The organism is Nostoc sp. (genome assembly GCF_036917755.1).
Taxonomy (GTDB): Bacteria; Cyanobacteriota; Cyanobacteriia; order Cyanobacteriales; family Nostocaceae; genus Nostoc.
Genome location: NZ_JBALFC010000155.1, coordinates 1 through 14243 on the forward strand (window position 1 = coordinate 1; position 14243 = coordinate 14243).

Annotated in this window: 13 protein-coding genes and 1 tRNA gene; 6 read left to right on the forward strand and 8 right to left on the reverse strand. The window is 40.7% G+C overall.

Annotated features, from left to right (window positions below; translation table 11 throughout):
- Positions 1-156 precede the first annotated feature (156 nt).
- On the forward strand, positions 157-786 hold the full coding sequence (locus tag V7L05_RS32765; RefSeq protein WP_335170453.1) for an FMN-binding negative transcriptional regulator: 630 nt from the start codon (positions 157-159) through the stop codon (positions 784-786).
- A gap of 126 nt (positions 787-912) precedes the next feature.
- Positions 913-2139, forward strand: coding sequence for an acetate kinase (locus V7L05_RS32770; protein ID WP_335170454.1), 1227 nt, complete (start codon positions 913-915; stop codon positions 2137-2139).
- On the opposite strand, the gene V7L05_RS32775 is transcribed toward V7L05_RS32770, so the two are convergent.
- The 3 genes from V7L05_RS32775 to V7L05_RS32785 all read right to left on the reverse strand — a co-directional run bounded on the left by V7L05_RS32775 (position 2140) and on the right by V7L05_RS32785 (position 4766).
- Entirely contained in the window at positions 2140-3174 is a 1035-nt protein-coding gene (locus V7L05_RS32775; RefSeq protein WP_335170455.1) for a hypothetical protein, read from the reverse strand.
- Positions 3111-3938 (reverse strand): hypothetical protein, encoded by an 828-nt coding sequence (locus V7L05_RS32780; protein ID WP_335170456.1) that lies wholly within the window; start codon positions 3936-3938, stop codon positions 3111-3113. Before V7L05_RS32780 ends, V7L05_RS32775 begins: the two co-directional genes overlap by 64 nt.
- Before the next feature lie 321 nt (positions 3939-4259).
- A complete protein-coding gene (locus tag V7L05_RS32785; RefSeq protein WP_335170457.1) occupies positions 4260-4766 on the reverse strand; it encodes a hypothetical protein in 507 nt (168 codons plus the stop codon).
- A 664-nt stretch (positions 4767-5430) separates the two neighbouring features.
- Between V7L05_RS32785 and V7L05_RS32790 the strand changes: the two genes are divergently transcribed.
- The 4 genes from V7L05_RS32790 to ftsH3 all read left to right on the forward strand — a co-directional run bounded on the left by V7L05_RS32790 (position 5431) and on the right by ftsH3 (position 9445).
- The gene (locus V7L05_RS32790) at positions 5431-6216 is read left to right on the forward strand and encodes a hypothetical protein (protein WP_335170458.1); all 786 of its coding nucleotides are present in this window, start codon (positions 5431-5433) and stop codon (positions 6214-6216) included.
- A gap of 44 nt (positions 6217-6260) precedes the next feature.
- Entirely contained in the window at positions 6261-6680 is a 420-nt protein-coding gene (locus V7L05_RS32795; protein ID WP_335170459.1) for a GNAT family N-acetyltransferase, read from the forward strand.
- An 11-nt stretch (positions 6681-6691) separates the two neighbouring features.
- The gene (locus tag V7L05_RS32800) at positions 6692-7492 is read left to right on the forward strand and encodes an aminotransferase class IV (RefSeq protein WP_335170460.1); all 801 of its coding nucleotides are present in this window, start codon (positions 6692-6694) and stop codon (positions 7490-7492) included.
- 111 nt (positions 7493-7603) lie between these two features.
- Positions 7604-9445, forward strand: a complete 1842-nt coding sequence (gene ftsH3, locus V7L05_RS32805) for an ATP-dependent zinc metalloprotease FtsH3 (RefSeq protein ID WP_334948088.1) — start codon at positions 7604-7606, stop codon at positions 9443-9445.
- A gap of 888 nt (positions 9446-10333) precedes the next feature.
- On the opposite strand, the gene V7L05_RS32810 is transcribed toward ftsH3, so the two are convergent.
- The 5 genes from V7L05_RS32810 to V7L05_RS32830 all read right to left on the reverse strand — a co-directional run bounded on the left by V7L05_RS32810 (position 10334) and on the right by V7L05_RS32830 (position 13989).
- Positions 10334-10552: a hypothetical protein gene (locus tag V7L05_RS32810; RefSeq protein WP_335170478.1), complete on the reverse strand. Its 219-nt coding sequence runs from the start codon at positions 10550-10552 to the stop codon at positions 10334-10336.
- A gap of 390 nt (positions 10553-10942) precedes the next feature.
- Positions 10943-12124 carry a low temperature requirement protein A gene (locus tag V7L05_RS32815; RefSeq protein WP_335170461.1) on the reverse strand — a complete coding sequence of 394 codons (1182 nt, stop codon included), beginning with the start codon at positions 12122-12124 and terminating at the stop codon, positions 10943-10945.
- Between the two features lie 511 nt (positions 12125-12635).
- Complete coding sequence (locus tag V7L05_RS32820) at positions 12636-12881, reverse strand: hypothetical protein (protein ID WP_335170462.1); 246 nt, start codon at positions 12879-12881, stop codon at positions 12636-12638.
- Between the two features lie 307 nt (positions 12882-13188).
- A tRNA-Gly gene (locus V7L05_RS32825) sits at positions 13189-13260 on the reverse strand.
- A 123-nt stretch (positions 13261-13383) separates the two neighbouring features.
- Positions 13384-13989 (reverse strand): sporulation/spore germination protein, encoded by a 606-nt coding sequence (locus V7L05_RS32830; RefSeq protein ID WP_335170463.1) that lies wholly within the window; start codon positions 13987-13989, stop codon positions 13384-13386.
- Positions 13990-14243: the final 254 nt, after the last annotated feature.

Genomic DNA, 14243 nt, shown 5'->3' on the forward strand with positions numbered 1-14243 from the left:
AAAGCTAAGAACATCGGAAGCTGGGTGCGATGAAAGTCGCACGCCCAGATTTAACAGAGAGGTGCCCCGGATAATACCGGGCATCGACTCTAACAAAGGAAGAAATGCTTAACTGAACTGTATTATTTTATAAGTTGATCGTGAGGTTAAATCGCCATGTATAGACCAACGGCTTTTCAAGAAGATAATGTTGATAAATTGATCGCCTTTATGAGAGCCAATAGTTTCGCTACGTTGGTGTCGATCATAGACGGTGTACCTTGTGCTTCACACATTCCTCTTGTCATTGCAATGCAAGGAGATGCTGTTAAATTAATTGGTCATCTGGCAAAGCAAAATCCTCAATCACAATCCCTTGGCACTGAGTTACTTACTATCTTCACCGGAGCACACGCTTACATTTCCCCTACCTTGTATGAAAAGTATGAGAGCGTACCGACGTGGAACTATATTGCTGTTCACGCTTATGGTATTCCCAAAGTCATCATGCTCAATGACTCCCCAGAATCAATGAACCAAATGATAAACGAGATGATAGACACCTACGACGCTGACTACAAATCGCATTGGCACGGTTTATCTGACGGATTTCGTGAAGGTATGATGAATGGCATTGTGGGATTTGAAATAACTGTTACACGCTTGGAAGGTAAGTACAAGCTCAGTCAAAACCGAAGTCAAGTTGATCAGCACAATGTATCAAGTACACTGCTACAAAGTTCAGATCCGGCTGCTCGTGCCGTCGGTGCCCAGATGAAACAAAACCTTGACCCGAATGAGTATTAGCAAAAGCCTGCATATTATACCCATAGGCTAGAAGCATCGGGCTAGATTTAGTCAGATGATCAAAGCAGCTCATGTTTTTAATTACGAATTACGAATTACGAATTACAAATTATTTTAAGTTGTCATATGAAGATATTGGTGCTGAATGCCGGATCGAGCAGCCAAAAGAGTTGTCTGTATGAGATTGCAGATGAGGCTCTACCCACCGAAGCACCCCAACCCCTTTGGGAAGGGAAAATCAATTGGACTCAAGATCGGGGTGCGGCAAAAATTGAGGTAAAAACCGCTACGGGTGCAACGCTGGAAGAATCAATCTCTGCTGATTCCCCACAGGCACACCTCACATATATGCTCCATACACTTACTTATGGTGCTACCAAGGTAATTGATCAATTGTCAGAAATCGATGTAGTGGGGCATCGGATAGTACATGGTGGACAGGATTATCGGGATAGTGTGGTAATTACGGAGGATGTCAAAAAGGCGATCGCACGTCTGTCTAACCTTGCTCCCGAACATAATCCAGTCGCTTTGGAAGGTATAGAAGCAATTGAAAAAATTTTAAAAGATGTCACCCAAGTAGCACTCTTTGATACCGGATTTCATGCCACTCTGCCCGATGCAGCAGCAATCTATCCCGGCCCCTATGAGTGGGTGGAAGAAGGTATTCGTCGCTATGGGTTTCATGGTATCAGTCACCAATACTGTTCTGGTCGTGCTGCTCAAATTCTCGGTCGAGATGTTCCCCCTGAGCGGTTAATTACCTGTCATCTCGGCAATGGTTGCTCTTTAGCAGCGATTAAAAACGGTCGCAGCATTGATACCACTATGGGATTCACGCCCGTAGAAGGATTGATGATGGGCAGTCGTTCTGGTTCAGTTGATCCGGGGATTCTGATTTATCTGTTGCGATACTGCAATTACTCGGTCGAAAGGTTAGATCATGTATTAAATAAAGCTTCTGGGTTAAAGGGAATTTCGGGTATATCTAGCGATATGCGTGAGGTGAAAGCTGCGATTGCTCAAGGTAATTCTCGCGCTCAACTGGCGTGGGATATCTATGTACATCGCTTGCGTTCTGCGATCGGTGCAATGCTTACTAGTTTGGGCGGATTAGATGCTTTGGTGTTTACAGCAGGCGTGGGTGAACACTCTCCAGAAATTCGCCAAGCAGCCTGTGAAGCCTTTGGATTTATCGGACTGAAAATAGACCTTGAGAAAAATCAGCAGCAGCCTGTGGATGAGGATATTGCGACACCCGATTCAACAGTACGGGTATTAGTTATTCATACTCAAGAAGATTGGGCGATCGCACAACAATGTTGGCAGTTATTAAAAAAGAGTTATAAATAGTCATAAAGACAGGAACCTACGGATGATAAGTCTCCAAACTCGCGGCGCGATAAAACTTAAAATGCGCTCTGCAAGTTCTGGCGCGATAAATGACAAAAGTGGCAATAATAAGGCAATAACATTACTAAAGCCACTAGTAGCACCAACAACAACGCTAGGGATGAGACAAATAAGCGTCCATATAAACCTATTTATAAATTTAGAATTGATGGAAGTACGCCTTTGAATTTGATTAACAAGTACATAGCGGGTAGTAGCAAATAATATAGTTAACCCTAACCAAGCAAATATTGATATCATTGCATTTGCCAGATAGAGATTGTAAACTACAAAACCAGCAGGAAACAGCGAAGCTATCTCCCAAACTAGCAGATTTAGATTAGTCCGAAGATAGTTTAGTATTTGTTCAATAAGCCAATAATGCACATAAGCAATATTTAAACACTCAGGATTTTGGATAAAATCACTCCTGATTTTGTGAATTATGTCGCCATAAAATAAGATATTACTTTGTAAAACAATATCCTGTTCTTTCCAAAAATATAAAGCTGATGTATCTTCTCTATAATAAAAATTAAAAGTAAGTCCATATTGTAACGTCGATTTATTTTGTAATGATTTAGTCCACAATAATTTGATAAAATTTACTATAAAAGTATTGTCAAAAATTTTAAACTTTTTTTTAGTAATTACTAATTTATTATATTGCACAGTATTATTACTAAAGCAAATATTATCGCTAAAGCAGTTGTAGTACCAAAGATAAGCTAGTAATTTTGGCGGAATGTACAGAGAGCAGCCTACTTTTCGCGCTTGCTCAATTTGTTTTAAAACTGCCTTATTTAGATAAAAAGTATACTGTCCTGGCTCAACCTTAATTTCAAGTTCTATAGGAGTGCCTTGAGGGATTTGCACAAAGAAAGAGAGTTGGACATCAGCTTGATAATCTGTGTGTGTTTTATAAGCGTTCATTATCGGGATAATTTGGTGAAACTTTGTATAATACCAATCAGAAAATCTAGTGTTCCACGCCACTGTTTTTCTCCAGCAACTATCCCTTCATTATGTATTTTTAGGATTAAATCTCTATCACCTTCAGGTAATTCAAATAGCTTTTTATGGTAACGACTGATAATATCTCCATCTAACTGCATAACAGTTTGAGCATAAATAACATCAATATCTAGGCTGGTAATATGACCACCATCAAGTGCAGCTTTAAGTTCAGACATTTTCCGCAGTGTACGAATAAATTTACCATTATTCAAAAGTTTTTCAATCTCTTGCCACCTTTGTGGTAAATTTTTTTGATTATTATCTTGTTTATCTGCAACAGGAGTTGGAGCAGGCAATATTGGTTGAGCTAATTTTATGTATACCGGATCATCTTGAACAATATTTGCTTGATGTTCCACTTTATATTTAAGACGCTCCTGATATTGTATTATCCTGGGGTCTGGCTGATTAGTCTTAGTACTTTCTTCAAGGAGAATGTAAAAATATTCTCTTTCAAGTTGCGAAAATAGACTTGTATAACGCTTGCGTAGCTCTTGAGCTTGAGTTTTTTCTGGTTCTATTAAATTGTCTGGATTTGGAATTCCTTTGATATCAAAGTAGTCTTTGTCATTTATTGAATAAATCTCTTCATATGCTTGCCAAGCATTAAACTTTGCGCCAGTAATTTGCTCCACAACCATCGTATTCACTTCTAAAGCTGTAATATCATCGACTAATCCATGTACAGATGAGACTACTTTCTGTAGCAAATCTGTGGCTTGTTCTTGAATTTCGTTAGGCATAGTAATAATTTCCTTAATTTCTCTAAAGCAAATTAACCTATAGGGTTTGACAGGAGCATCCCAATTTTTCAAATCAAAAATTCACGGTACTGATGCAAAAACCCTTTACAACTCTCTTCCCTTTGCGACGGCAGTCGCTACAAACTCCTCCACCCCCGCAACGCGTTGCCTCCTCTTTGCGTTCTTTGCGGTTCGTTTCCTCATTCTCTTATTTCTATCTTCAGGCAGGATAATAGTAAAATTCAAAATTTGGGATGCTCCCAGTTTTACAGGTTTCTGTGCTGTAGGTATTTCTGTGTGACTATTAATAAATAACGACTGCTATGGACGCGATGGCGATTGTTGTAAAGTTTTGCGAGATTTGATAATTTCTATAAAAAATCCATACAACTTCTGCAAACTTTCTATATTTTTTTGCATAATCTCCCGACTTTCTTTGATTTGACTTAGATGAAAGTCACGAAGTTCTGTATATGGGCCACTACCAACAAATTTACTCCCAACTTCATTGTTTATATCACCATCAATTAGATTTATTATGGTATACATTCGATTACCTGGTTTAGCAATTTGTTGCCCTTCAACTTCTTCAAACTGAGTAGAGGAGTCTGGAACCCAAGTGGTGATTTCTAACTCGACAACTTCAACTATTGCTGTTTTAATAGCATCAATAACGTCATCAATATTGAATCCTTCTCCCTTAGTATTCAGCTTGTTAACTTTTCTTTTAAATTCACTACTTGGCTTGCTAATTTGACTATTATTTTCCTCATTTTCGCTAGCTTGACCATTGGTTTCTGTGTTTTCGCTAACAGTATTATTCACCATGACATTTTGGAGGTTATATTGTATAAACAAAATACAATTATAGGTGATGTAAAAACTTTCAATGCTTTTACTTAATAAAAGTAACTGAAGTCAAAAAAACTTAATAATTTAATTAGCTTTTGGTCATTTCGTTTTATTATGTATAAACTATATCTTGCTTGTACACAAATAAACTTAAAGTATATCTCAAAGCAAAAAATAATATAAGTATAAAATAATGCTGCGATTTACAGCTATTTTCAGGTAAATAGACCACGCGGGTAGGGGTACAGCAATGCTCATTGGTGTCAACTTAAGCCAAAATCCTTTTCAAACCTCGTTTCCAGCCAGAGGCTGGAAATGCAGATCAAAAGCGGCTCTGCCGCTAGTCTTGAGGCGGAGCCTCTAATAGGCATTCCCAGTCGGAGACTGGGAACGAGACAACGAGACAATCTCTAAAAGCTGCTTATAGACTGGCTTTCAGCTTAAGTTGACACCTATGAGCAATGCTGTGCCCCTACGATAGATGTGGTTCAAATACATCAAAACTGCTGTAAATCAGTTTATTTTACTCCACCTGTTTTCTATTTCACCTAGCAAAGCGTAAACGCGCAAGTGCTGGCCGACTTTTCCTATATCACTATGTATACAATAATATAACTATGCGGAGAAAAATAAGAAAAGTATGTTGTTATCGCGTCAAGCTTTTGCTACACCTTTAGTAGCTTGTGTATGTATATTAGGAGTTGGCTTAATTCAATTCCCCCAATTGCAAAAACTAATAAATAGCAAACAATTTGCCTCTTTAGAAACTCTAGAAAAAGAAATAAAATCTGAAAAGCTCCGTCTTAATTTTCTCCAAAAAATGCCTAGTTTTGGTTATGATAATTTCATCGCAGATTTGGTATATCTGAATTTTTCACAATATTTCGGAGATGATGAAGTTCGTGATAAAACAGGTTATAGCTTAAGTCCAGAATATTTTGAAGTCATTCTAAAACGTGACCCGCGATTTTTGGCAGCCTATCAGAGTCTTTCTATCAGTACTTCATTGTATGCTGGTATGCCAGAACGCGCGATCGCATTGTCAGAGAAAGGCTTAAAATCACTATCTCCCTGGGTTCCCGAAAAGTCTTATTACGTGTGGCGTTATAAAGGAGTTGATGAGTTATTATTTTTAGGCAATGCCCAAGCTGCCCAACAATCTTTTGCAACGGCGGCAAACTGGGCTAATAACTTTTCAGATACAGAGAGTCAGCTTATCGCTAAGACTTCCCAAAGAACTGCTGAATTTCTCAGTCGAAATCCTAACAGTAAATATGCTCAAATTTCTACCTGGGCAATAGTTTTAAATAATCAAGTTGATCAGAGAACTCGCAAACGTGCAATTAGGGAAATCGAAGCTTTGGGAGGAAAAGTAATTACAACTCCTGAAGGTACTCATAAAATTGTATTTCCCCCAAAGGATTAAAATAATTCGTAATTCGTAATTCGTAATTTTTAGGAGCAATACTAGTGTCAATACAATTCGGAGAATCTGACTTTCAAATATTAAAGTGTTTTCCTGTTATATCCCAGTTACGCCCTCACCTTGAGCAAGCTAAATTTGTAGAACAAGTTCGATATCAAATGAAAGAAGCATATCAACTTGTATTCTTGGAAGTAGAGGAGCAAGCTGTCGCAGTGGCTGGATTTCGCATTTATACGTGTTTAGCATCAGGAAAATTTTTATATATTGATGACTTAGTTGTTGATGAGTTAAAGCGGTCACATAGCTATGGTCAACAGTTATTTCAGTGGCTAATTGAATATGCAAGAAATCATGACTGTGAACACCTGAGCCTTGATTCTGGTGTTCAGCGATTTGCAGCTCACAGGTTTTATCTCATGCAGCGCATGAGCATTACAAGTCATCACTTTTCAATAAAGCTGTAGCGACAAACAAAATGAGTGTGAAAAATCACATTTTTTGGTATGACGGTAAATTCATTCACTCCCAAACTTTAGAGTTAGATATTAACGATCCAGGGTTACTTTATGGAGCGACTATTTTTACAACATTGCGGGTTTATGAGAACTCGCTAGATAGTAGTTTAACCAATTGGCTCTCACACTGCGATCGCCTACTTTTCTCAATACAATCTTTTGGTTGGCAGCAACCCGATTGGAATCGTCTGCGTCAAGGTGCCGAAATTCTCCTCGCACACTTCCCCGTTCTCAGAATTACCCTTTTTCCCGATGGACGTGAGTGGATAACTGGCAGATTATTACCACAAAATTTGACAGAAAAACAAAAAACTGGTATTATATGCGCCGTTGCTAGTCCTGAATTTTATCGCTCTCTCCCCTCTCATAAAACTGGAAACTATTTGAGTGCTTGGTTGGCAAGAACTAGCTTAGATGCTGATGAAGCAATATTAGTGGATGCTGAAGGAAATTGGCTAGAAACCAGCACAGGTAACCTTTGGGGATGGTACGATCGCAGTTGGTGGACACCGCCAATAAAGGCAGGAATTTTACCGGGAATTTTGCGATCGCAACTTGTAAACTGGTTGCAAAACCACCAGCAGCCAGTGCGGGAAGAAACTTGGAGCCTCGAATTAGTCCAGAGATTTGAAGCGATCGCCTACACTAATAGTGTGGTAGAAATTATTCCGATTCATACCGTTCATCAGCCTTCAGGGTCGCTACAATATAATCCCTACCATCCTAGTTTTCAGCAAATCAGGGAGCTTTTTCTAGCATGATAGCTACGCCATGTTGTTACACTTAAGATAAGTTAACATAATTCTTAATAATGACCTTTCCGAGCAGAGAAGCTAGGCGATGGCGCGAAAAATACAGGAGGATAGACCTTAGTGAATAAAAAATGGAGAAATGCGGGGCTGTACGCGCTGCTATTTATTGTCGTCATTGCGCTGGGAACAGCATTTTTTGACAAACAACCCCAGAGCAGAGAGACATGGCGATATAGTCGGTTTATTCAAGAAGTTCAACAAGGCAGAGTAGAAAAAGTCAGTTTGAGTGCAGATCGCTCTACAGCACTGGTTACACCCAAATATGACCCAAATAAACTGATTGTTACCTTAGTCAACGATCCAGACTTGATCAATACTCTGTCTGCAAAAGGCGTTGATATTTCTGTTTTGCCCCAAACCGACGAAGGATTTTGGTTTAAGGCACTGAGCAGCTTATTTTTTCCTGTATTGCTTTTGGTTGGCTTATTCTTCTTGCTACGTCGCGCTCAAAGTGGCCCAGGTAGCCAAGCGATGAACTTTGGCAAATCTAAAGCCAGAGTCCAAATGGAACCCCAAACTCAGGTGACATTTGGCGATGTCGCTGGTATTGACCAAGCCAAGTTGGAATTAAACGAAGTCGTAGACTTTCTGAAAAACGCCGATCGCTTTACCGCCGTTGGTGCAAAAATTCCTAAAGGTGTGCTGTTAGTTGGCCCTCCTGGTACAGGTAAAACCCTCCTAGCTCGTGCCGTAGCTGGTGAAGCAGGTGTACCCTTCTTCTCGATCTCCGGTTCGGAATTTGTGGAAATGTTCGTCGGTGTCGGTGCATCCCGCGTCCGCGATTTATTTGAACAAGCTAAGACCAACGCTCCTTGTATCGTCTTCATCGATGAAATTGATGCCGTAGGTCGTCAACGGGGTGCAGGTTTAGGTGGTGGTAACGATGAGCGTGAACAAACCCTCAACCAGTTGCTCACAGAAATGGACGGCTTTGAAGGTAATACTGGCATCATCATTATTGCCGCTACCAACCGTCCTGATGTCCTAGATGCAGCACTGTTGCGTCCTGGTCGCTTTGACCGTCAAGTTGTGGTAGACCGTCCCGATTATGCTGGACGTAGCGAAATCCTCAAGGTACACGCCCGTGGTAAGACCTTGGCGAAAGATGTGGACTTGGATAAAATCGCCCGTCGTACCCCTGGATTTACTGGCGCGGATTTATCCAACCTGTTGAATGAAGCCGCAATTCTGGCAGCACGCCGGAATTTGACTGAAATTTCGATGGATGAAATCAACGACGCGATCGATCGCGTATTAGCTGGCCCAGAGAAGAAAGACCGGGTAATGAGCGAAAAGCGCAAAACCTTGGTGGCATATCACGAAGCTGGTCACGCCTTAGTTGGTGCTTTGATGCCAGACTACGATCCTGTGCAGAAGATTAGCATCATTCCTCGTGGTCGCGCAGGTGGTTTAACTTGGTTTACCCCCAGCGAAGACCGGATGGACACTGGTTTGTACAGCCGCGCTTATCTGGAAAATCAGATGGCTGTGGCTTTGGGTGGTCGCATCGCTGAAGAATTAATCTTTGGTGAAGAAGAAGTAACCACTGGTGCTTCTAATGACCTCCAACAGGTAGCCCGTGTTGCCCGTCAGATGATTACCCGATTTGGGATGAGCGATCGCTTAGGCCCAGTTGCCCTTGGTCGTCAGCAAGGTAATATGTTCCTGGGACGCGATATCATGTCAGAGCGTGATTTCTCCGAAGAAACCGCCGCCGCCATTGATGAAGAAGTCCGCAAACTTGTGGATGTAGCCTACACACGCGCTAAAGAAGTGTTGGTGCGTAACCGCCACATTTTAGATGAGATAGCGCAAATGCTGGTTGATAAAGAAACGGTAGACGCTGAAGAATTGCAAGAAATTCTGTCGAATAACGATGTGACAACCGCCGCCTTTGCCTAATTAATCAGTAGTTACGAGTTAGGAGTTAAAAACAATTCCTAACTTTTAAAATTCGGGGTAATTCTGGGATTTTCCAGACTTACCCATTTTTTTAACCAAATTCGGTGGGTTTAAGTCCCCGTTACAAAACTAGGACTTACGCATTGACAATAAATATCAAATATGTATTAGATGAAAAACCACATCTTTCGTAGGGGTAAAGCATGCTTTACCCCTACAGCATCGTCTATTTACGATCAAAGGATAATTAAGAAAAGCCTGAACAACCTATTTTTGTTAACGCACATCACGATGGATTTGTACAGTGCGTAAGTCCTAAAAACTTAATTACGAACGCGAGTGCGTGCCGGAGGCTCTATTACGAATTACGAATTACGAATTACGAATTATTTAAGTTCCTTGTCAAAAGCCCGGCCATGATGACCGGGCTTTTAATCCGAAATGGGGTTATATTCCCCGAAGGTTCATTATAGAGTTTCAGTATAAATCGGTAGTCTGATAGATACTACCACCTGAGCATAATCAATTCCGGAAAATTAGAAAAATTTTTGTAGTTCCAGTCAATAACGAGTATCAATTACTGCCAGTAAATCCTGGTTGGCTACCAGAAGTAGGTTTGGGAATTGGCATAGAACGACGTTTACTAACGCCGGAAGAACGTGCCAAAATGCTGGCACAAAGGTTGCGCGAACTCAGTATAGATCCTGATTCTCTCCCATGAAAACTAAAAATCTGGGTAATTCAAAGATTTTACGAATTACCCTGATTGTGATCAATGCAAAAGAATCTATGCATTCTGTGGCGCACCCTTATGGCGATCAATCAAATAGATAACTTTCTGAATCTTTATAAAACTAGCGTGACTCGATACTCAACCAGTCGCCGATCTTAAACTCTGGATGTCGGTTTCAAAAATAGCCACGCCACAAAAAACGTCGCTGCTGTGAATAGTTGCGTCAAATCCAAAGCAGATAGATAGCCATCCGCAAATGAAGCAATACTGCGATCGGTAATGCCAAATACCCAAGATGACAGCCCAAACAGCCAAATCCCATTCTTGAGATTTCCGACGAATCGCTTAGAGTCTGATGGTTCTTGGTCTTTCATGAGCTGCTGTTCCGTTGGTGAAGAATTTGGTGATTGATGCGAAATACCTGCCATTAGGAATTTTTTCGGACTCCTGATGCTGAATTTACACTTCCTATTAATAATATTAATAAATATTTCAGCTACTTGACTTAATAAACCAAAAGTACATCTCCTAATCTTGACATTCCTCCTTTGGTTCTGTCACCTTGATATACGGCAAGGCGTTGAGTGATCAGCATTACAGCGTCGGGTTTGAATGCTGAGATTACATAATCTTTAAATAACTATATAAATATTTATTTATAAAATTAAAAAATACTCTATAGGATAGATGCGTCTCAGAAAATAACTCATATTGAAATTACGTGGATAGGTCGCAGTGGCGCACAGATGTACGCCACTTATAAGCTAGATTTCTGGGTCAACCAAGCGAGTAGTGGGACGACTCTGATATAAATCTTGAACTACTTGCCCAGCAGAAACTACAGCGACAAGGGCGATGACTGCAACAGGTAACAAACCTTTGCCTAAGATGGCGATCGCTAGCAGCACAACTGCACCCCCAAGTCGATACTGGGAACGGATTTTGCAATAACGGATCACCCCAAATCTGTGGAGAATACTGACAGCTAGAGAGCATAATGCTACTGAACCACAGATGAGCGAGCGCTGGGAATCGGGTAGTGGTAAAGTTGGCTGACTCAACAAAATTTGTTCTACACCAACTCCAGCAGCAGCAATCCCAATCACTAGCGGTAAATGGGTGTAAAGCCAGAGATTGACAACACCAATTTTTCCATGTGTTCGCGCGATCACAATCGGTGTGCCACCCAGATTATCAAAATAGACCCACCACCAGCTAAAGGCGATAATTAGACCAAACACGCCAGAAATCACAGTTAAAGTATCCCATTTCTGCTCAGAAACACCATTGACCACTGCAATGATTGCTTCCCCCAAAACAATAATGGTAAATAGCCCGAAACGTTCCGGTAAGTGGGAGGCGTGGGGGAGTAACCCTAACTGAAACTTACGTCCTATTAAGGGTGTGGCAAAGTCAATAATGATTCCCACTGTCCAAAATCCGAACCGCCAAGGAATGGGTATAGATGCTGATATTAACCAGAAGAAGGCTGCGATCGCAAAACCAATCGCATAGCGAGTAGTCAAAGGACGCGCTGAAGGAATATAGATTCCAGCACGGACATACTCTATTACAAGCACAACCCGACCGAGAGCATAGGAAATGGCAAAACCAGGGGAACTCTCACCCAAACCGTGGTGGATATTAATAGCCATTGCTGCTGCTGTCAGCATTTGTATACCAATCAACAGTCGATGTCCGACATCATCACTGTCAAAGCGGTTGGCGTAGAATGTAGTGCCAATCCATGACCACCAAACTGGTATAAATAGAACTACAAACCCAAACAATCCTGATAGAGAGATATCCTCGTTGAGATTGTGGGCGAGTTGAGAAACTGCAACTACAAAAACCAAATCATAAAAAAGTTCTAGCCAAGTGGCGCGTCGTTCTTCTTCAGTGTCTTCACCAATGCGTAACCTTGGCGGTTGGAGAAAATTTGCCATAGTGCTAATTGCGAATCGCTAATTGTTTTTTACCATTAGCTGCCATCAATTAGCGAGTACCTAGATATTTGTACTGTACATTAACTAAGCTGAAAAACATCTAATTTGCATAACCGAATGAAACATAACTCTTGTGGGGTGGGCATCTTGCCATAGGTGTCAAGTTAAGCTCAAACTGGCTATGTCAATAAGCATTTATGCTGAAAAATTCGGTTTGAAAGGGACAAAAAACGAACTTTTTCAGGGACTATTAATGCTTTGTTTATTAGCATCACTCCCAGCTTGCGTATAAAAGGCAGAAAAAAGTTCACCTTTATACTTCGTTTCTCACAAAACCTATCGTTGACAAATGGGTTTTAACCTTAAGTTGACACTAATGGCATCTTGCCCGCCCTAATTATGCAAGTTGAATGTGGAACAACTTAATTATTTGTCAATTTAAATTTATATATAGAAAATACTATAGTATACAAAGCCACATTTACTCTTCGTTCCTAAAATAGCGATCGCTTTAGGCTCCATCTTGGTCATAATCATTATCGAACAGGGTATTGGCTAACCATGTTTTAAACTCAGGTTCATCAGTAAATTTACGGTATGCTTCTGTATGGTCGAAGATGAACTCCTGAAACTTATCGACTAGCTTTTTCTCGAAGGTGATTCTGGCGTTTTGGCGGTCTGAGTATTTCTTGGCGTTCTGATATTCTTCGTCTTTGCTGACTTCGGCGGGTAATTCTTCAAATAGGAAGCGCCGCACTTTATCTTTTTCTGTCCATTGAATATTACCGAAGCGATCGTTAAAATCTTGGATAATATCAGCAACAATCTAAGTATTTTATCCTAGCGTTAAGTATAGATATCAACCAATAATCAGACTGAGATATTATTCTCTCGTCGTATGAAACCACCCTGCCTTCCCTACGAGGGAAGGGGGGAAATTCAAACTCTCTCTCCTTTTAGGAGAGAGATTTAGAGAGAGGTTTCGTCTAAAAGCCACGTATAAAGCCTGTTTTACTTCTGAATTCTGACTCCTGAATTCTGAATTCTGCTGTATATGTACTTAAAGCGGGCGATGGGACTCGAACCCACGACGATCACCTTGGGAAAGTGAGATTCTACCACTGAATTACACCCGCAAGTTGCTGCCATAAACTTATGGCTAACACGAAGAATACCACTATTTACAGCTGTTTTCAATTGACTAGAATATACACAGTTTTCGCAACTGCTGATGCATGAGTCCTGTCGCTGTTCAGATTCTAAAGAACAATGTCCTCACCTCGCTCGGTGAAACGAACCTCTTTAATATTCCATTGGGTATTACTCGTTAGAGTTTTGCGGAGACTGCCAAACAGAGCAAACTGTTCACAACTAGAAAGAGAAGTTATTTGCCGCTTTGACCCAGGAGATATTCGCAAATCAACTGTAGCAATGCTATTTTTTATATTGACACGATACCCAGACAAGCTAAAGTCGCTTGTATCTCGTTTTTCTAAAATTTTACTCACTACATTTGTCACTGGTTCCTCGGCTGGTACTGAAACCTTTTCTGGAATGAGTTCTTGACATTGGGTATCACTTGTGTATAGTGTGACGTTGGTAGTTTTGCTAGTGACAGCTTTAGGAGTTGATGAGGAAGGCGTATTTTCCTTAGGAGATTCTTGATTAGGAGATTTTTCTCTCAACTGAGCAACGCTAGAAATTTGGCTGGGAGTCTGAGACGATGCGCTATTCGTTGGTGTTGTGGTGGGGGATGGCGTTCCACTCTCAATATTACGAGCAGTGGGGTTAGAACTACAACTGCTGAGGCTGACAATCATTGTCACAAAAATAAGGGGTAAAAAATATCTCTGGGTTGTATTCATAATTTTGCTGATAAATGATGTTGCTGCTATCAACTTCAGTGCCTCTGGTATCAATTCCGCATAGATTTGTGAATTTTCAGCCAGTCTATAAAGTGTCAACCCGGTATCTGTTAAAGTCCAGGGTTATACTAATATACCGAAAGATACAACATCTGCGGTTCAGAGAGGGATGTCTGACGACAAGCCCTACGGGTTCGCAATCGTGGCGTCAGAGACTTTGAATTTTCCCCCTTAGAGTGTCGGGAAGGGGGTTA